We start from the raw sequence: 18,866 nt of genomic DNA on the forward strand, positions 1-18,866 counted from the left end.
CAGCCCGTCAGGAACCGGCGCGGAGTCCGCGTGCCGGGCCGCCGCTCCTCACGCCGGCCGGTCCTCCCCGGCCCGGACACCGGTGCGCCGCCCTCCGACGCAGAACCGGTTGCCCTCGGGATCGGCGAGCACGACGTACGGCGGCTCCTCGGGCCGGGGGTTCTCCGGGTAGTACGGCCAGTCGACGCGCTGCGCGCCCAGCGCCACCAGCCGGTCGACCTCCTCGTCGAGGTCGCGCTCCCCCGCGTCGAGGTCGAGGTGGATCCGGGGCAGCTCCTCGGCGGGGCTCTCGCTCACGTCCATCGCGATCGCGACCCCGGCCGTTCCCGGCGGAGGCTCCAGGACGATCCACTCGTCGCCCTCGAAACGCGGTGGCCGCCGTACGTATCCGAGCGCCCGGCGCCAGAACTCCCCCGCCCGCGCATCGTCCGTGACACCCAGTGAGATCTGCGCAACCGTCGTCATCGGCCGAGGCTACCAAGCCGTCCCGCGGCCCTACTTGTGCCGGAAGTAGACGAACAGGCGGCCGTGGTTCTTGGCGTCCTTGTCGATGCGGTGGTAGAGGGCCTTGATCTCTTTCTGGTCGAGGAAACGCAGGACCTTCTTCTTGAGCTGGCCCGAGCCCTTCCCCGGAATGATCTCGACCTCCGAGGCCCGCTTCCTGATGGCCTCGTCGATGATCCCCCGCAGCGCCTTGTCGATCTCCCCGCCCCGGTTGTAGATGGGGTGCAGGTCCAGCTTGAGCTTCACAGCGTCTCCTCCGCCCGGCGGTCCGGCTGTTCGATCATGTCAGGCTCGGCGCGGAGCCGGCACGCTCCACGGTACGGCCTCCGGCCCGGTCACGGCGCCGCGGACCCGGGCCCGCCGTCCGGTGCACCCCACCGCCGCCCCGTCCCGCACCCGGACCTGCGCGAAGAGGACCGCCGCATCGTGGGAGAGCCGGTCCTCCAGGTACCTGTCCACCTCGGCGGCGCGGGGAACCGCGGTGAAGCGGTAGGACGAGCGGTCCTCCTCCGCGGCCCGCGCCAGATCCGGCGCGTGGCCCATCGCGAGCGGCTCCAGCCGTACGAGCGACCCGTGGAGCACGGGGACGTCGAAGCGCAGGCTCATCGGCTCTCCTCATCGCTCCCGGCCTTGGCGCCTTTCCCTCGGGGCAGGTTGCCGGACCGTCGCCGGGCCGGGTCCCTCGGGTCCTCTCGATGATCTCGGCACAGATCATCGCCAGGCGCGGAACCGCATGTCAACGCCTCCCGGCCGGCGTAAAGCACCCGACTATTACTTGCAAGTGATTTGCAATAAGGCTAGCCTCGGGGCGCTTCGTCGATCTGCGAGAGGACCTCCATGAGGCTGGCCCGGCGCCTGGCCGCCCTGACCGTGACGTCCGGCCTGCTGGCCACCGCGTGCTCCGCTCCCGCGACCGGTCCCGCGGCGCCCGCCGGCGACGCGTTCGTCATCGGCCTCGGCTCCGAGTTCGAGACGCTCAGCCCCGTGATGGGCTACGCCCCCGACGGCGGGTCCCTGATCTACGAGGGCCTGATGGCCCGGGAACCCGACCTGTCGGTGAAGCCCGTGCTCGCCGCCGCACCGCCGGTCACCTCCGGCGACGGCAGGACCGTCACCTTCACCCTCCGCGACGGTGTGAGGTTCCACGACGGCAGGCCGCTGACCAGTGCCGACGTCGAGTACACCTATGAGGCGGTGCTGGAGGAGTCCAACAACTCCCCGATCCGGGGCGACTACGCCGCGATCGAGGAGGTGGACGCGCCCGACGCCAGGACCGTGGTGTTCCGGCTCGCCCACCCCTACGCGCCGCTGGTCCAGCGCACCACACTCGGCATCGTGCCCGCCGGCGCCCCGCTGACGGGTGATCGGCCGGTCGGTTCCGGGCCGTACCGGTTCGTGTCCAGGATCCCCGGCGACAAGATCGTCCTGGAGGGCAGCAAGGACCACCGGGACGGCGCGCCCGCCATCGGCAGGCTGGTGCTGGCCTTCGCCGAGGACGACAACGTGCGGGCCACGCGCATGTCGGCCGGGGAGTTCGACGCCGCGATCCTGCCGCCCAGGGCCGCCGCGCGCTTCGAGGGGCAGCCGGGTCTCACGGTGCACAAGGTGCCCAGCGCCGACTACCGGGGCATCATGTTCCCGCTCGGCCGGCCGGTCACCGGGGACCGCGCGATCCGCAGGGCCTTCAGCCTGGCCATCGACCGCAAGGCGATGGTGGACACCGTCCTGGCCGGGGCGGGAGAACCCGCCTTCGGCCCGGTCTCCCCCGCCACCTCCTGGCACAACCCCGAGGTGACCGGCTCCCCCGCCGCCGACCCCGAGGCGGCGCGCAAGGCGCTCGAGGAGGGCGGCTGGGCGCCCGGCGAGGACGGGATCCACGTCAAGGACGGCGTGCGGGCCTCCTTCACACTCATGTACCCGGCCGGGGACTCGCTCCGCAAGGAGCTCGCGCTGGCCGTGGCCTCCGACGCCAGGAAGATCGGGGTGGACGTCCGGCTCGCCGGCCTCGACTGGGACGCGATCGAACCGCGCATGTCCCAGGACGCCCTGATCATGGGCTGGGGCAGCCCGTACGACCCCGACTACGTCAACTACGAGCTGTTCCACAGCTCCTACGCGGGCAAGGGCTTCTTCAACCCGGGCCGCTACGGCGACCCCGAGGTGGACGACCTCCTGGAGACCGGGCGCGAGTCCGGCGACGAGGCCGTCCGGAGGAAGGCCTACCGCGACTTCCAGAAGATCGTGCGCGACGACGAGGTCTGGACCTACCTGGTCTTCCTCAAGCACGTCTACGTGATCCGCGGGGACTACCGGGGCGTGCGGCCCGGCGTGGACGCCCACGAGCACGCCACCGGCGGGCTGTTCCGCGACATCCACACCTGGAAGCCCGCCCCGTGAAGAACCCGCCCGAATCCCCGCCCGGCCCGGTCCCGCCCGCGGCCCCGCCCTCCACGGGCGGATCCTCCGCGTCCAAGGCTCCGCAAGCCCTTCCGGGCCGCCCGGCGCGGCGGTCCTCCGGGCTGGGGGCGTCACTCGCCCGCATGGCGGCCTGGCGGCTGGCCTTCGCCGTACCGCTCCTGCTCGCGGTGACGGCCGGCATGTTCGCCCTGGCCCAGGCGTCCCCCTTCGACCCGGTCCGCCAGTACCTGGGGGACCGCGCCGTGGTCACCGACCCGGCCGTCGTCGAGCGGATCCGGGCCAACTGGGGCATCGACCGGCCGGTCCTGGAGCAGTACGCCACCTGGCTGGGCAACCTCCTGCGGGGCGACCTCGGCGACTCCCGCTCGCTGCACCTGCCGGTGGCGCAGGTCATCGCCGAGCGGCTGCCGTGGACCCTGCTCGCCACCTCCGCGGCGATCGTGCTGATGCTGGCCGGCAGCCTGGTGGCCGGCGCCCTGGCGGCATGGCGGCGCGGCTCCTGGCTGGACCGGGTGATCGTCGGGGGCGCGTTCGCCAACGAGGCGGCCCCGGTGTTCTGGCTCGGGCTGCTGGCGATCTGGGTGTTCGCGGTGAAGCTGGCCTGGCTGCCCGCGGGCGGTCTGACCGACGCCGCCTCCACCGCCGTGGAGGTCGGGGACGTGGCCGCGCACATGGTGCTGCCGGTGACGGTGCTGGCGGTCTCCCAGTCGTCGTGGCTGGTCCTGTACGTCCGCGAGTCGGTCGTCGGCACCCTGCGGGAGGACTTCGTGACCGGCGCGCGCGCCCGCGGCCTGCGCGAGCGGACCGTGCTGGTCCGGCACGCGCTCCGCTCGGCGCTGCTGCCCTTCCTGACCCTGCTGGGCGCGCGCGTCCCGGAGCTGGTCACCGGGGCGATCCTGGTGGAGACCGTCTTCTCCTGGCCCGGCGTCGCCTCCGCCTCGGTGCACGCCGCGCTCTCCGCGGACTTCCCGCTGCTGGCCGCGCTCACCCTGCTCGGCACCCTCGCCGTCGTCGGCGGCAACCTGCTGGCCGACGCCGCCTACACCGTCGCCGACCCGCGCGTGCGCGTCCTGGGAGTGGGCTGACGTGAGCCCCTCCCCGCGTCCGGCGACGGGGTCTCCGTGCTCCGAGGAGATTCGATGACCGCCCCCGCGACCGCCCCCGCACCGGTGCCGGAGCCCGGCGCCGCGCCCTCCCGCCGCCCCCGCACCGGCCCCCGGTGGCCGGTACGGCTCGCCGCCGCCGTCCTGGCCGCGCTCGGGCTGGCCGTCCTGCTGGTCCCGCCGCTGGTCCAGCTCGACCAGCAACTGGTGGACCTGCGCTCGGCGGGACTGCCGCCCTCCTTCGAGCACCCGCTGGGCACCGACCAGGTCGGCCGGGACGTGCTGCTCCGGTCGGTCTACGGCCTGCGCGTGTCGTTCCTCGTCGGACTGGTGGCCGCGCTGGTCAGCATGGTCATCGGCGGCCTGGTGGGCCTGGCGGCCGGCAGCCTGGGGGGCGTGCCCGACCGGCTGATCATGCGGGTGGTCGACGGCTTCACCTCCGTGCCGCACCTGCTGTTCGGCATCTTCATCGTGGCGATGTTCTCGCCCAGCCCGGTCGCGGTGGTCGTCTCGGTGGGCGTGACGCACTGGACGACGGCGGCGCGGATCGTGCGCTCGGAGGTGCTGTCGCTGCGGTCGCGGCCCTTCGTGGAGGCCGCGATCTCCGGGGGCGCGGGCCGGCTGCGGGTGGTCCGCCGCCACCTGGCACCGCACCTGGCGCCGCACCTGCTGCTGGCCACGGTGCTGATGGTGCCGCACGCGATCTGGCACGAGACCGCGCTGAGCTTCCTCGGCCTGGGGCTCCCCGCCCACCTGGCCTCGCTCGGCAACATGATCAACGACGGCCAGCGCTCCCTGCTGGCCGGGGACTGGTGGTCGAGCCTGGTGCCCGGCCTGTTCATCCTGGTCCCCACGCTGGCCGTGGCCGTGCTCGGGCAGCACTGGCGCGACCGGCTCAACCCCCGCCTGCGATCGGAGCTGTCCCTGTGACCGAGCCCATCACCGCAGGGTCCGCCGTGCATCCCGCCCGCGCGGAACCGCCCGCCGCGCAGACGAGACGGCTGCGGGCCGAGGGGCTGACGGTCTCCTTCCGGCTCCCGGACGCGACGGTGCGGGCGGTCTCCGGCGCGGACTTCGAGGTACGGCCCGGCCGCTGCCTGGCCCTGGTCGGCGAGTCCGGCTGCGGCAAGTCCGTGCTGGCCCACGCGCTGCTCGGGCTGCTGCCCGGCAACGCCGAGGTCTCCGGGCGGGTCCTGCTGGAGCAGGACGGGCAGGAGCTGGAGCTCGTCGGCGCACCGCAGGCCGTACTGGCCCGGCGGGTGCGGGGGCGCTCGATCGGGCTGATCCCGCAGAGCCCCGCCACCCACCTGACCCCGGTGCGGACCGCGCGGGCGCAGCTGGAGGAGGCGCTGCGCGAGCTGGGCGCGGCCCGGCCCCGGGAGAGGGCGGACGAGCTCGCCGAGCGGCACGGCCTGCACCCGGCCGACCTCGACCGCTACCCGCACGAGCTGTCGGGCGGCATGGCGCAGCGGGTGGCCAACGCGATGGCGCTGGCGGGGGACCCGTGGCTGCTCCTGGCCGACGAGCCGACCAGCGGGCTGGACAGGCCGCTGGTGGACCGGGCCATGGCCGCGCTGCGGGAGCTGTGCGACGAGGGCCGGGCCGTCCTGCTGATCACGCACGACCTGCGGGCGGCGGAACGGGTCGCCGACGACGTCGCGGTGATGTACGCCGGCCGCCTGGTCGAGGCCGGCCCCGCCGGGAAGGTCCTGCACCGCCCGCGCCACCCCTACGCCGCCGGGCTGGCCGCCGCCCGGCCCGACCGGGCGTTCGTCCCGATCCCGGGCATGCCGCCGGAGCTGACCCGGCTCCCGGACGGCTGCGCCTTCGCCCCGCGCTGCTCGGCGGCGGGCGCCGCCTGCGCGGTCCCGCCGCCGACGACCGGCGGTGTGGCCTGCCACCATCCCCTTCCGGAGCAGGACGCCCGCGGCGGCGGGGGCTCCCCGGACCGCGACCCCCTGGAGAGCCGCCGTGCTTGAGGCCCGCGAGATCACCGTCCGGTACGGCCGGCAGGCCGCGCTGGACCGCCTCTCGTTCACCCTGGAACCGGGCCGGACGACCGGTCTGGGCGGACCGAGCGGCTGCGGCAAGTCGACGCTGGCCCGGGTGCTCTCGCTGATGCTGCGGCCCGCGTCCGGCACGGTGACCGTGGACGGCCGGACGGTGCGGGGGTGGCGTCAGCGCGCCCCGCGCGAGCTGCGCACCCGGGTGGCCCTGGTCTACCAGCAGCCGCGCCTGGCGGTCGATCCGCGGCTCACCCTGGCCGAGATCATCGCCGAGCCGTCGGCCGCCGCGGGCCGGGCCGACCCGGACCGGGCGGCCGCGCTGGCCGCGGAGACGGGCCTGACCCGCGACCTGCTCACCCGCCGCCCGCACGAGGTGTCCGACGGGCAGCTGCAGCGGGCGTGCGTGGCCCGGGCGCTCTCCCTGGAGCCGCGCTACCTGATCTGCGATGAGATGACCACCATGCTGGACGCCTCCACCCAGGCCCATCTGGTCGCGGTCGTCGAGGCCTACCGGGAGCGGAGCGGGGCGGGCGTGCTCGCCGTCAGCCACGACGACGTGCTCCTGTCCCGCTGGGCGCACCGCACCGTGCGGTTCGACCGGCCGTGACCCGGCAGGGGCCCGTCACGGCCTCCTCCGCCGTGCGAGGTGTCCGTCCGTCCCGTCTCCGCTACGGCACGTCTCCGCTACGGCAAAGAGTCACAGGACGCCCCCGGATTCCCCTGGCATTTGTGTCAACTTCTTGATCTAGCCGGGGGGATCACCCGAAGTTAGAGTCCCTGTCATGATCGGCTTCCCCGCCGGGCGGCCGGTCGCTTCGTCACCCAGCGGGGAGGGCCGAGGGCCTCCCCAGCCTGCCTCCACCGGGGCGGGCGGGTGGCCTCTGCGCCTTCCTGGACGGATCCCCACAGGGAGGTCTCGTGTCAAGGAAGCCCGGTTTATCCGGTGTGAAACGCGTGGCGATGCTCGCCGCGGGCATCGGGCTCGTCGTGGCGGCGGCGCCGCCGGCGGGCGCCACCCCCACTCCCCCACCGCCCTCTCCGTCCGCGAAGTGGACGGCGACCCCGCTCACCGGGGGCGAACCCGTCCAGGGCGCGAAGTCGCCCACGGGCAAGCTGGCCCGCAGCGACGAGAAGCTGCTGAGGTCCACCTCCGGTGAGACGGTCAACGTGATGGTCAAGCTCGACTACGACTCCCTCGCCGCCTACCGGGGCGGGCTGAAGGGCCTCCCCGCGACGAGCCCGGCCAAGACCGGCAGGCCCCTCGACGTCGGCAGCGCCGACGCCAGGAAGTACGGCGAGCACATCGAGAAGATCGAGAACACCTTCCTCGCCGAACTGGAGCGGAACGTTCCCGGGGCCAGGGCCGGGCAGCGGCTGCGCACCGTCTACGGCGGCATGGCGCTGAGCATCCCCGCCGACAAGGCCGCCGAGCTGCTGAAGCTGCCCGGCGTGGCGGCGGTCCAGGACGACCGGCGCGAGCAGCTGCTCACCGACTCCAGCCCCGCCTTCATCGGGGCTCCCGCGATCTACGACAAGCTCGGCGGCAGCGCCTCCTCGGGCAAGGGCGTCGTCGTGGGCATCCTGGACTCCGGCGTCTGGCCCGAGCACCCCCAGTTCGCCGACCCCGGCACCCTGCCCGACGCGCCGCCGACCCGCGACGGCGGCCCCCGCCTCTGCGACTTCGGCGACAACCCGCTGACCCCGGCCGCCGACCCCTTCGTCTGCAACGACAAGCTGATCGGCGGAGGACCGTTCCTGGAGACCTACAACGCCGTCGTCGGCGGCGAGGTCTACCCCGACAGCGCCCGCGACTCCAACGGGCACGGCACGCACACCGCGACCACCTCGGCGGGCGGCCCGGTGGCCGACGCCGACCCGCTGGGCATCAGCCGGGGGCCGATCCACGGCATCGCCCCGGCCGCGCACGTCTCGGTCTACAAGGTCTGCGGCCTCGCGGGCTGCTACAACTCCGACTCGGTCCAGGCGGTCGGCCGGGCCATCCTCGACGGCGTGCAGGTGATCAACTATTCGATCTCAGGCGGCTCCTCGCCGTACAGCGACCCGGTCGAGCTGGCCTTCCTCGACGCCTACGCGGCGGGCGTGCTGGTCTCGGCCTCGGCGGGCAACGCCGGCCCCGGCGCGGACACCGTCGACCACGTCAGCCCGTGGGTGACCACCGTGGCGGCCTCCACGCAGGCCAGGACCTTCCAGTCCACGATCACGCTGGCCGGGTCCGGCGGCGCCGCGGCCACGCTGAAGGGCGCCTCCATCACGCCGGGCGTCGCCTCCCCGCTCCCGGTGGTGCTCGCCTCGGCGCCGCCGTACTCCAACGCGCTGTGCACGGCCCCCGCGCCCGCCGGCCTGTTCACCGGGAAGATCGTCGCCTGCGAGCGCGGGCCCGGCCGGGTGCTCAAGAGCTTCAACGTGCGGCAGGGCGGCGCGGCCGGGATGATCCTCTACAACACCACGCCGCTGGACGTGATGACCGACAACCACTGGCTCCCGACCGTCCACATCGACAAGCCGGAGACCGACGCCCTGCTCGCCTTCCTGTCCGCGAACCCGGGGGCGACGGCCTCGTTCACCCAGGGCGCCACGACCACCTGGCAGGGCGACGCGATCACCACCTTCTCCTCGCGCGGGCCCGGCGGGGACTTCCTCAAGCCGGACGTCTCCGCGCCCGGCCTGCACATCCTGGCCGGTCACACGCCGACGCTGGAGGACGCGGCGGGCGGCCCCCCGGGCAACCTGTACCAGGCCATCGCGGGCACCTCGATGGCGGCGCCGCACGTCGCGGGCGCCGCGGCGCTGGTGTTCGCGCTGCATCCGGACTGGACGCCGGGCCAGGTGAAGTCCGCGCTGGAGACGACCGCCAAGACCGCGGTCACCAAGCAGGACCGGACGACCCCCGCCGACCCGTTCGACACCGGCGGCGGCCGGATCGACCTCACCAAGGCGGGCGACCCCGGCCTGACCCTGGACGAGACCGCGGCGAACTTCGCCGCCTCGGCGGCCGACCCGATGAACCGCATCGACCTGAACCTGCCGTCGGTGAACGCCCCCGTCATGCCGGGGCTCATCACCGCCAAGCGGACGGTCACCAACGTCACGGACAGAACGCTCACCTACACCGCCTCCGGCACGACCGTGGACGGTGCGAAGATCGCGGTGCTGCCGCCGGTGTTCACCGTGAAGCCGGGCAAGAGCGTCAAGCTCACCGTGGCGATCACCGCCCCCGGGCTGCCCGACGGGCAGTACTTCGGTCGGGTGAACCTCAAGCAGGTCGGCGGCAAGCGGCACCTGCACCTGCCGGTGGCGTTCTTCCGCAAGGAGGGCGCGGTCCCGGTCGAGCAGACCTGCGAGCCGGCCGTCATCGCCCGCACGACCGGTGAGTCGACCTGCACGGTCAAGGTGGACAACACCACACTTCAGGACGCCGAGGTGACGGCGCTCAGCACGCTCGACGCGCGGCTGCGGCTGAACGGCGTGACCGGGGCGACGCAGATCGGCTCCCAGATCGCCACCGTGAAGACGACGCTGGCGGCCAGGCAGCCGGACCGGCCGGGCATCGCGCCGGGCACCGGGCCCGCGCCGTACCTCCCGCTCGACGGCTTCGGGGTCGCCCCGACGCCGATCGGCGACGAGCAGGCGCTGAACTTCACCGTTCCCGAGTTCAGGTTCGCCGGGAAGACGTACACGAGGATCGGCATCGTCTCCAACGGCTACACGGTCGCCGGAGGCACCACGGGCTCGGCCGACATCGAGGTCACGCCGCAGACCCTGCCCGACCCGGCCCGGCCGAACGGGGTGCTCGCCCCCTACTGGACCGACCTGGACGGCACCGCCGCCCCGGGTGTGTTCGTCGCGACCCTGACCGACGGCGTCAGCGACTGGCTGGTGGTCGAGTGGCGGCTCCACGTCTACGGGACCACCGACCTGAAGGTCTTCCAGCAGTGGATCGGGCTGAACGGGACCGAGGACATCACCTACACCTACGACCCGGGCGACCTGCCCGGTGAGCCGCCGTCCGGGTACGGCCTGACGGTCGGCGCCGAGAACGACGAGGGCACCGCCGGCGGGCAGATCGGCGGCCCGCCCACCCAGGATCTGCGGGTGACCAGCACGCCCGGCGCGCCCGGCGGCACCCTGACCTACACGATGAAGGTCAGGGGCGTCTCCCCGGGGACCGGGACGGTGACGACGAGCACGTCGACGCCGCAGGTCAAGGGCGTCACCATCGAGGTCGACCGGATCACGGTGCAGTAGTGCCTCCGGGGGCCGGGGACGGTCCCGGCCCCCGGAGCACCGCCGTACACCCGGGGCCCGGCACCCGCCGGACCCCGGGCCGCCCGCCGGGTCAGCGGTGCAGGTAGTCGACCAGGGAGGCCTTCTCGGTCTCCAGGAGCTCGATGGAGCTCTTGACCACGTCGCCGATGCTGACGATCCCCACCAGGCGGCCGTCGGACACGACCGGGACGTGCCGGATGCGGTGGGTGGTCATGGCCTGGCGCAGGTGGTCGACGTTCGCCTCCGGCGGGCAGGTCCGGACCTCGGCCGTCATGATGGAGGAGACCGGGGCGCCCAGCACGTCCGCGCCGCGGTCGTGCAGGCGCCGCACCACGTCGCGCTCGGAGACGATCCCCGCGATCGACGAGCCGTCCTCGGACACCACCACGGCGCCGATGTTGTTCTCCGCCAGCACCGCCAGCAGCTCGGTGACGGTCGCATCGGGGCGGACGGTCGCGACGTGCGATCCCTTGCCCTGCAGAATCGTCCCGATAAGCATCGACATCACCTCGGTTCAACCAGGCTCAGGTGTATTCCTACATTGCCCTGCCGTGCCTCCGCCTAAGCGCCTTCGGCGGCAAACCTCAGTTGACCGGGAGCAGCCGTACCGCGTCAAGAGCGAGGGAGAGTTCCACGATGTCCAGCGGGCGGGCCAGGGAGCGCCCGGTCAGCTGCTCGATCCTGCGGATGCGGTTGAAGACGGTGTTGCGGTGGCAGTAGAGCTGCCCGGCGGCGCGCATCGCCGAGCCCTCGCAGCGCAGCCACGCCTCCAGGGTGCCCAGCAGCACCTCGCGGTCGGCCGCGTCCAGGGCCAGGATCGGCCGGAGCACGGCGGCGCTGAGGTGGCCGGCGAGCTCGGGCTGGCTCACTACCAGGGCGGCGGGGAGCCGGTCCTCCAGGCGGGCGATCTCGGGCCCCTCCCCGGCGCAGGTCCGCAGCGCCAGTTCGGCGAGCCTGCGGGCGCGGCCCAGCTCGGCCAGCCCCTCGACGGCCGGGCTGATCCCGGCGGACCCGGTGACGTGCGGGCGCAGGGCATGGGCCAGCCCGTCCATCTCCTCCTCGTGCAGCAGGACGACCGCCACCTCGTAGTCGGGGCGCATCCGCCACAGCAGCCGCATCGCGCCCAGGCTCGCCGGGCGGGCCCCGTCGGCGGTGTGGCCGTCGCGGCCGGGCAGCCGGGTGATGACGACCGCGTAGCGGCCGAGCTCCGGCAGGTCCAGGGCGGCCGCGGCGCTGCGGACCAGGGTGGCGTCGGCCCGGTCCTCCAGGAGCGCGTCGAGCAGCGCCTGGACCCGTTCGGCGGTGCGGCCGAACATCTCCGCCTCCCTCCTGCGGTAGGCCTCGGCCGCGGCGACCGCCTGCCGGTCGACGGCGCTCCAGACCTTGGTGGCGCTGCGGATGAGCACCGGCAGGCTGTCCGGCTCCTCCTCGGCGATGACGCCGACCAGCCCGTCCCACATCACCTGGGCGGAGACGCGGTAGCTGCGCAGCAGGGAGTCCATCGGCAGCCCCTGCTCGGCGCGGCGCAGCGCGGTCTTCTCGGCCTGCTGCAGGTCCCGCCGCTCCGCCAGGGGCACCAGGATCGCGCCGATGCCGTCCCGCATGGCCTCGTAGACGCTCTGCCAGTGGTCGTCGGTGGGCACCATCCGGCGGTAGGCCTCGTCGGTGTCGCGGGTCCTGGCCACCAGCTCATCGGTGAGCTCGGGGAGCCTCTGCAGCAGCCGGCCGGCGGCCAGGCGCATGATCCTGCGCACCTCGTCATCGGTGGTGGTCCGGATCCCCATCGGCCAATGGTGTCAGGAACGACCCGAGCGGAACAAGGTTCTGTTCTCTTTCGTGACCCTCGGTTGTGCTGACGCACAACAGGCACCGGCCCCCCGTGGGCACCAGTCCCGACTTCACCCGAGCCTCTGGACTGACGTGAACCGTCTGGGTTGGGTGCGTTCATCGGTTGTCAGGAGGCATACATGAACGTCCACGACCCCAGGCCGCCCGGAGCCTCCGGGCTCACGGTCAGGGATCTGGCGGTGAACTACGGTCCCGTGACGGCCCTGCGCGGGATCTCGCTGGACGTGCCGCGCGGAGCCGTGGTGACGGTGCTCGGCGGGAACGGCGCCGGCAAGTCCACGCTGCTGCGCGCCATCTCGGGAACGCTCCGATTCCAGCGGGGCGGGATCACCTCGGGCGAGGTGAGCTTCGACGGGATGAGGCTGTCCGGCGCGAGCACCTCCGCCGTCGTCGCGCACGGCGTCGTCCAGGTGCCCGAGGGCCGCAAGGTCTTCACACGGATGACCGTGGAGGAGAACCTCAAGGCCGGCGCGCTCGGAGCGCGGGACCGCAGGTCCGCCGCCGAGGCAAGGGAGCGGGTGCTGGAGCTCTTCCCGGTCCTCGCCGAGCGGGCCCGGCAGCGCGCGGGCCTGCTGTCCGGCGGCGAGCAGCAGATGCTCGCCATGGGCCGCGCGATGATGGCCTGCCCGCGGGTGCTCCTGCTCGACGAGCCGACCCTCGGCCTGGCGCCGCTGATGGCCGCCCGGATCGCCGACACCGTCCGCGAGATCAACGCCCAGGGCACCACGGTGCTCTTGGTGGAGCAGAACGCGGCCATGGCCCTCTCCCTCGCCTCCCACGCGTACGTGCTGGAGGTCGGCGAGATCGCCCTCTCCGGCCCGGCCGACGAACTCGCCGCGAGCGACGAGGTGCGCCGCCGCTACCTGGGGATCGGCGACGACACCGAGGACCTGCTGGGCGGCGTGACCGTCCGGCGCCCCGCCCTGAGCAGGTGGTCGGCATGACCCCGCCCTCCTTCCCGCCGCCCTCCTTCCCGCTGCCCCTCTCCTCCGCATCCTTCGGACGGTCCGTGTGAGCGATACATACCAACCGGACGGTATGACGTCCATCCCCCGGCTGGAGGTCCGCGACGTCACCGTGCGCTTCGCCGGCCTCACCGCGCTCGACGCGGTGAGCTTCACCATCGAGCCGGGCAGCGTCCACGCGGTCATCGGCCCCAACGGCGCCGGCAAGTCCACCTGCTTCAACGTCCTGTCCGGCGTCTACCGGGCCACCTCGGGCAGCGTGCGGTTCGGCGACGCGGAGCTGACCACCATGCCGCCCCACCGCATCGCCGGCCTGGGACTGGCCCGCACCTTCCAGAACATCGCGCTCTCACCGCTGCTGTCGGTGCGCGACAACATGATGCTCGGCCGGCACCGCCTGACCCGCGCCGGCTTCGTCGCGGCCGGGCTGCGGCTCCCGTCCGCCCGCAGGGAGGCCGCCCGGCACAACGCGCGGGCGGAGGAGATCGCCGCGTTCGTCGGCCTCACCGAGCGCCTGGACGTGCCCGTGGGGCTGCTGCCGTACGGCGTGCAGAAGCGGGTCGAGCTGGCGCGGGCCCTGTGCATGGAGCCCAGGCTGCTGATGCTCGACGAGCCGGTGGCCGGCATGAACGGCGGCGAGCGGCGCGACATGGCCGAACTGATCATGGCCGTCCGGGAGAGCCTCGGGATCTCGATCCTGCTCGTCGAGCACGACATGGGCATGGTGATGCGCCTCGCCGACGCCGTGACGGTCCTGGACTTCGGCAGGCTCATCGCCGACGGCCCCCCGCAAGAGGTCCAGAACGACCCCGAGGTCATCCGGGCGTACCTGGGCGCGACGAGCGAGACCGAGGAGGCCGCTTCGTGAACACCTTCATCGAACTACTGGTGGGCGGGATCTCCGCGGGAGCGGTGTACGCGCTGGTCGCCCTCGGGTTCGTCGTCATCTTCAAGGCGACCGAGGTGGTGAACTTCGCCCACGCCTCGCTGCTGCTGGTCGGCGGCTTCGTCATCGCCAAGATGCATCCCGTGGTCGGCTTCTGGGCCGCCCTGCTCCTCGGCGTCGCCGGGGCGGCCGCCCTGGGCGCCCTGATCGAGTTCGTGGTCATCCGCCGGGCGAACGTGGCCGTGCACAGCGTGCTGGCGATCGTGACGATCGGCGTCGACCTCATCCTGGTCACCGAGCTGACCCGGCAGCTCGGCACCGAGGTGCTCGCCCTCGGCGACCCGTGGGGCAGCGACGTCCTGCAGCTCGGCTCGGTCAACATCCCGGTGACCCGGATCGCCGCGCTCATCGCGGCGACCATCGTGATCACCGCGTTCCTGCTGGCGTTCAAGTACACCAGCTGGGGCGTGGCCATGCGCGCCAGCGCGGAGGACTCCGAGACCGCCGCCCTGATGGGCGTGCGGCGCGGCCGGGTCTCGATGGGGGCCTGGGCGGTCGCCGGGGCGCTCGCCGCCGTCGCGGCCCTGTTCATGTGCGTCTTCCCGACGCCCGGCCTGGACCGCAACGTGACGGCCGTCGCGATGAAGGCCTTCCCCGCGGCGATCCTCGGCGGCCTCGACTCCACCGGCGGGGCGCTCGCCGGCGGGTTCATCATCGGGATCACCGAGGCGCTGGTCGGCGGCTACCAGGAGGAGCTGTCCTTCCTCGGCCGGGGGCTCGGCGACGTCGCGCCGTTCCTGGTGATGGTCATCGTCCTGCTCATCCGCCCCGCGGGGCTGTTCGGGACAAAGGAGCTGGCCCGTGTCTAAGATCATCACCGTCCTCTGGTGGGTCCTGGTGGCCGCGGGGGTGGTCATCGCCCCGTTCTACCTGGACGGCATCTGGCTGCAGGACGGGCTCTTCGCGATGGCGGCGGCGATCGGGGCCATCGGACTCAACCTGCTGACCGGCGCCACCGGCCAGCTCTCCATGGGGCACGCGTTCTTCCTCGCGGTCGGCGCCTTCGGCTACGTCTACTTCGCCTCCGTGCCCGAGGACGGCGGCCACGGGCTCGGCGGCCTCGGCCTGCCCACTCCCCTGGCGGCCGTCCTGGCGGTGCTCCTGTCCGGCGTGGCGGGAGGCGTCTTCAGCCCCATCGCCGGCCGGCTGAAGGGCGCCTACCTCGGCATCGCCACGCTGGCGCTGATCTTCATCGGCCACTTCGTGATGTCCAACGCGACCCCGGTGACGGGCGGCCACAACGGCCGCCCGGTGCCGCCCATGGAGCTGTTCGGGTTCGCCTTCACCGACACCCCGGAGCCCCTGGTGATCGCCGGGGTGCCGTTCGGCGCGCTGGAGCGGCTCTGGTTCCTCGGCGTCGCCCTCCTGGTCGGCGCGGGGCTGTTCGCCCGCGGCGTGCTACGGGGCCGCCCGGGACGGGCCATGAACACCATCCGCGACCACGAGATCGCGGCGGGCGTGATGGGCGTCCCGGTCACCCGCTACCGCGCCGGCGTGTTCGTGCTCTCGTCGATGTACGGCGGGCTCGCCGGCGTGCTGATCGCCCTGGTCTTCCGGCAGACCGTGCCGGACTACTTCGGCCTCATCCTGGCCCTGTCCTACCTCGCGATGATCATCATCGGCGGGCTCGGCTCGGTCGCGGGAGCGGTGGTCGGCGCGTTCTTCGTGTCGATGCTGCCCTCGCTGTTCACCCGCTACAGCGACGCCCTGCCCCTGGTCGCCCCCACGGGGCAGGAGGGGGTCGGGGCCGCAGAGGCCGCCCAGATCCTGTACGGCCTGGCCGTCGTCGTCGTCGTCCTCTTCCTGCCCGGCGGGCTGTTCGGGCTCTTCACCCGCCTACGTCTCCGTCTCACCCGCCGGACGGCGCCCGCCTCGCCGGCGAAGCACGCTCTCATCCCCACTCCCGAAACAAGGAACTGACATGAGGATTTCACGGACCTCCGCCCGGGGGCTGGCCGCCGTCGCGGTCCTGGCACTGGCCGTCACCGCCTGCGCCAGTGAGAAGGCCACCGGCGGCGCGACCGGCACCGCCGCCAGCGGCGACGGGGTGAAGACCGGCCCCGGCGTCACCGCCGACAAGATCACAATCGGCATGATCACCGACCTGACCGGGCCCTACGCCTCGTTCGGCAAGAGCCTGACCAACGCGCAGCAGCTCTACTTCGAGCAGGTCAACCAGGCCGGCGGCATCTGCGGCAGGCAGTTGGAGGCTGTCGTCCGCGACCACGGCTACGACGTGCAGAAGGCCGTCGCCGCCTACACCGAGATCGGGCCGAAGTCGGTCGCGCTCGCCCACGTCGTCGGCTCCCCCATGGTCAACGCGGTCAAGCAGCGCATCGAGGCCGACCAGATGCTCACCATCCCGCAGGCCTGGGCCACGCACCTGCTCGGCAGCAAGCCGATCCAGGTCACCGGGACCACCTACGACATCGACATGATCAACGGTGTCGACTACCTGGTCAAGGAGAAGGGCATCAAGACCGGCGACAGCATCGGGCACCTGTACTTCGAGGGCGACTACGGCGAGACCGCGCTCAACGGCTCCAAGTTCGCCGCCGAGAAGAACGGCCTGAAGCTCGTGGAGCAGAAGATCAAGGCGACCGACCAGGACATGACCGCCCAGGTCGCCGCCTTCAAGAAGGCCGGGGTCAAGGCCATCCTCGTCTCCGTCGGCCCCCGGCAGACCGCCTCCCTCGTCGGCGTCGCCCTGGCCGGCGGCATGAAGGTGCCGTTCCTCGGCAGCAACTCGGCCTACTCCCCGCAGCTGCTGCCCACCCCGGCGGGCCCGGCGCTGCTGGCGAGCTTCGAGTACGTGACGGCGGGCGCCCCGATGAGCTCGGACCTGCCCGCCATCAAGAAGCTGGGCGAGGACTACAAGGCGAAGTACCCCGGTGACGCCGTCGACAGCGGCGTCTCCGCCGGCTACACGGCCGCCGGCATCGTGGTCGACGCGCTCAAGAAGGCCTGTGAGAGCAAGGACCTCACCCGGGCCGGCGTGGTCGCCGCGCACCGCGGCCAGAACGCCTGGGGCGAGCAGTACGGCGGGACCATGGACTTCACCGCCTTCGACAAGCCCGCCTCCCTGCGGTCCTACGTCGTCAAGCCGGACAAGGACGCGCTGGGCGGCGCGGTCATCGTCAAGGAGCCCTTCACGGCCGACATCGTCGGCGAGTACCAGATCCCCGCGAGCGGCTGATCACCGCTCTCCTCCTGCGGCCCGCACCCCCTACAGTGGGTGCGGGCCGTACGGCCCCGCGGGACGGGGCGCACCTCCGGGCCGGAGTAATGTGTGAAATACCACAGACCTTCGCTCCCCGGGGACACGATGACCGAGAAGCTGAACACCGGCAGCCACGACCTGCCGGTCTCCGAGGCCCTGGCCGCCTTCATGCAGACCGGGTGGGCCGACACCCACCGCGGCGACCTGGCCGCCCTGCCGCTCGCGGCCTACACCGCCAAGCGCCGCGCGGCGCTGGCCGCACGCTTCCCCGGCGAGCGGCTGGTGATCCCGTCGGGCACCCTCAAGGCCCGCAGCAACGACAGCGACTACCGCTTCCGGGCGCACAGCGCCTTCGCCTACCTCACCGGCGACCAGGAGCCGGACGACGTCCTGGTCGTCGAGCCCTCCGGCGCGGCCACGCTGTTCCTGCGCCCGCGCTCGCCCCGGTCGGCGCCGGGCTCGGCCGGGCAGGAGTTCTACCGCGACCGCCGCTACGGCGAGTTCTGGGTGGGCCGCCGCCCCGACCTCGCCGAGGCCGAGACGCTCTACCAGATCGACTGCGCGCCGATCGACCGGCTCGGCGAGGCCCTGGGTGGCCCCGCGCGGGTGCTGCGCGGGGTGGACGCCTCGGTGGACGGCCGGGTCGCCCCGCACGACGGCGACGCCGAGCTGGAGACGTTCCTGTCGGAGATGCGGCTGGTCAAGGACGAGTGGGAGGTCGCCGAGCTGCAGTTCTCGGTGGACGCCACCGTCCGCGGGTTCGAGGACGTGGTGCGCGCCCTGCCGCAGGCCCTGGCCCACCCGCGCGGCGAGCGCTACCTGGAGGGGGTCTTCGGCCTGCGCGCCCGGCTGGAGGGCAACGGGGGCGGCTACGACAGCATCGTGGCCTCCGGCGCCAACGCGTGCGTGCTGCACTGGATCCGCAACGACGGCCGCCTCCACGAGGAGGACCTGCTCCTGCTCGACGCGGGCGTGGAGACCGACGGCCTCTACACCGCCGACGTCACCCGGACCCTCCCGCTCTCCGGCCGCTTCAGCCCGGTCCAGCGCCAGGTCTACCAGCTCGTGCTCGACGCCCAGGAGGCGGCGATCGCCGCCCTGCGGCCCGGGGCGCGCTTCCGCGACTTCCACCGGGCCGCCATGCGGGTCATCGCCGAGGGCCTGCACGACTGGGGCGTGCTGAAGATCAGCGCGGACGAGGCGATGGAGCCCGGCAGCGGCCTGTACCGCCGGTACACCCTGTGCAGCAGCGGCCACATGCTCGGCATGGACGTGCACGACTGCGCGAAGGCCCGCTCGGAGGTCTACCTGGACGGAGTGCTGGAGGAGGGCCAGGTGCTCACCGTCGAGCCCGGCCTCTACCTGCAGCCCGACGACCTGACCCTCCCGCCGGAGCTGCGCGGCATCGGCGTGCGGATCGAGGACGACCTGGTGATCACCGCGGACGGGGCCCGCCTGATGTCCTCCGGGCTGCCCCGCCGCCCCGACGAGATCGAGGTCTGGATGGCCTCCCTGCGGGCCTGACCTCGGTTCCCGCGCCCGGCTCCCGGCTAAAGGTGTGAGGCCCTG

Annotated in this window: 17 protein-coding genes and 1 riboswitch; of the genes, 12 read left to right on the plus strand and 5 right to left on the minus strand. The window is 73.1% G+C overall.

From position 1 onward, the window contains the following. Positions 1–48 precede the first annotated feature (48 nt). From FHS22_RS19560 to FHS22_RS19570, 3 genes are read right to left on the minus strand one after another with little or no spacing between them, the layout of a single operon-like run. Entirely contained in the window at positions 49–465 is a 417-nt protein-coding gene (locus FHS22_RS19560; RefSeq protein ID WP_184943671.1) for a VOC family protein, read from the minus strand. A 30-nt stretch (positions 466–495) separates the two neighbouring features. Then, entirely contained in the window at positions 496–750 is a 255-nt protein-coding gene (locus tag FHS22_RS19565) for a Smr/MutS family protein (RefSeq protein ID WP_184943672.1), read from the minus strand. Between the two features lie 39 nt (positions 751–789). Continuing rightward, a complete protein-coding gene (locus tag FHS22_RS19570) occupies positions 790–1,110 on the minus strand; it encodes a GNAT family N-acetyltransferase (RefSeq protein ID WP_184943673.1) in 321 nt (106 codons plus the stop codon). Positions 1,111–1,116: 6 nt separating this feature from the next. Further along, positions 1,117–1,206: riboswitch (SAM riboswitch) on the minus strand. Between the two features lie 135 nt (positions 1,207–1,341). Here FHS22_RS19570 and FHS22_RS19575 point away from each other — a divergent pair. The 6 genes from FHS22_RS19575 to FHS22_RS38980 all read left to right on the plus strand — a co-directional run bounded on the left by FHS22_RS19575 (position 1,342) and on the right by FHS22_RS38980 (position 10,297). Next, entirely contained in the window at positions 1,342–2,901 is a 1,560-nt protein-coding gene (locus FHS22_RS19575; RefSeq protein WP_184943674.1) for an ABC transporter substrate-binding protein, read from the plus strand. A gap of 143 nt (positions 2,902–3,044) precedes the next feature. Beyond that, entirely contained in the window at positions 3,045–4,007 is a 963-nt protein-coding gene (locus FHS22_RS19580) for an ABC transporter permease (RefSeq protein WP_184943675.1), read from the plus strand. Positions 4,008–4,061: 54 nt separating this feature from the next. Continuing rightward, positions 4,062–4,955 carry an ABC transporter permease gene (locus FHS22_RS19585; protein ID WP_260408101.1) on the plus strand — a complete coding sequence of 298 codons (894 nt, stop codon included), beginning with the start codon at positions 4,062–4,064 and terminating at the stop codon, positions 4,953–4,955. After that, entirely contained in the window at positions 4,952–6,004 is a 1,053-nt protein-coding gene (locus FHS22_RS19590) for an ABC transporter ATP-binding protein (protein ID WP_184943676.1), read from the plus strand. Before FHS22_RS19585 ends, FHS22_RS19590 begins: the two co-directional genes overlap by 4 nt. Continuing rightward, the gene (locus FHS22_RS19595; RefSeq protein ID WP_184943677.1) at positions 5,997–6,638 is read left to right on the plus strand and encodes an ABC transporter ATP-binding protein; all 642 of its coding nucleotides are present in this window, start codon (positions 5,997–5,999) and stop codon (positions 6,636–6,638) included. The genes FHS22_RS19590 and FHS22_RS19595 overlap by 8 nt, the downstream gene beginning before the upstream one ends. Before the next feature lie 338 nt (positions 6,639–6,976). Beyond that, positions 6,977–10,297 carry a S8 family serine peptidase gene (locus FHS22_RS38980; RefSeq protein WP_338047831.1) on the plus strand — a complete coding sequence of 1,107 codons (3,321 nt, stop codon included), beginning with the start codon at positions 6,977–6,979 and terminating at the stop codon, positions 10,295–10,297. A 91-nt stretch (positions 10,298–10,388) separates the two neighbouring features. On the opposite strand, the gene FHS22_RS19605 is transcribed toward FHS22_RS38980, so the two are convergent. Together FHS22_RS19605 and FHS22_RS19610 are read right to left on the minus strand one after the other, a co-directional pair. Beyond that, positions 10,389–10,817 carry a CBS domain-containing protein gene (locus tag FHS22_RS19605; RefSeq protein WP_184943678.1) on the minus strand — a complete coding sequence of 143 codons (429 nt, stop codon included), beginning with the start codon at positions 10,815–10,817 and terminating at the stop codon, positions 10,389–10,391. Between the two features lie 85 nt (positions 10,818–10,902). Beyond that, positions 10,903–12,102, minus strand: coding sequence for a PucR family transcriptional regulator (locus tag FHS22_RS19610; protein WP_184943679.1), 1,200 nt, complete (start codon positions 12,100–12,102; stop codon positions 10,903–10,905). Between the two features lie 183 nt (positions 12,103–12,285). Between FHS22_RS19610 and FHS22_RS19615 the strand changes: the two genes are divergently transcribed. The 6 genes from FHS22_RS19615 (at position 12,286) to FHS22_RS19640 (ending at position 18,821) form a co-directional block, all read left to right on the plus strand. Beyond that, positions 12,286–13,110 carry an ABC transporter ATP-binding protein gene (locus FHS22_RS19615; RefSeq protein ID WP_184943680.1) on the plus strand — a complete coding sequence of 275 codons (825 nt, stop codon included), beginning with the start codon at positions 12,286–12,288 and terminating at the stop codon, positions 13,108–13,110. A gap of 94 nt (positions 13,111–13,204) precedes the next feature. Continuing rightward, a complete protein-coding gene (locus tag FHS22_RS19620; RefSeq protein ID WP_184943681.1) occupies positions 13,205–13,999 on the plus strand; it encodes an ABC transporter ATP-binding protein in 795 nt (264 codons plus the stop codon). Then, positions 13,996–14,886, plus strand: coding sequence for a branched-chain amino acid ABC transporter permease (locus FHS22_RS19625; protein WP_184943682.1), 891 nt, complete (start codon positions 13,996–13,998; stop codon positions 14,884–14,886). Before FHS22_RS19620 ends, FHS22_RS19625 begins: the two co-directional genes overlap by 4 nt. Beyond that, positions 14,879–15,997, plus strand: a complete 1,119-nt coding sequence (locus FHS22_RS19630) for a branched-chain amino acid ABC transporter permease (RefSeq protein WP_338047832.1) — start codon at positions 14,879–14,881, stop codon at positions 15,995–15,997. The genes FHS22_RS19625 and FHS22_RS19630 overlap by 8 nt, the downstream gene beginning before the upstream one ends. Before the next feature lies 1 nt (position 15,998). Continuing rightward, positions 15,999–17,273 (plus strand): ABC transporter substrate-binding protein, encoded by a 1,275-nt coding sequence (locus tag FHS22_RS19635; protein WP_184943683.1) that lies wholly within the window; start codon positions 15,999–16,001, stop codon positions 17,271–17,273. A 129-nt stretch (positions 17,274–17,402) separates the two neighbouring features. Next, positions 17,403–18,821, plus strand: a complete 1,419-nt coding sequence (locus FHS22_RS19640) for an aminopeptidase P family protein (RefSeq protein ID WP_184943684.1) — start codon at positions 17,403–17,405, stop codon at positions 18,819–18,821. Positions 18,822–18,866 lie beyond the last annotated feature (45 nt).

The organism is Thiemannella venezuelensis, from assembly GCF_014203605.1.
GTDB lineage: Bacteria > Actinomycetota > Actinomycetes > Streptosporangiales > Streptosporangiaceae > Planomonospora_A > Planomonospora_A venezuelensis.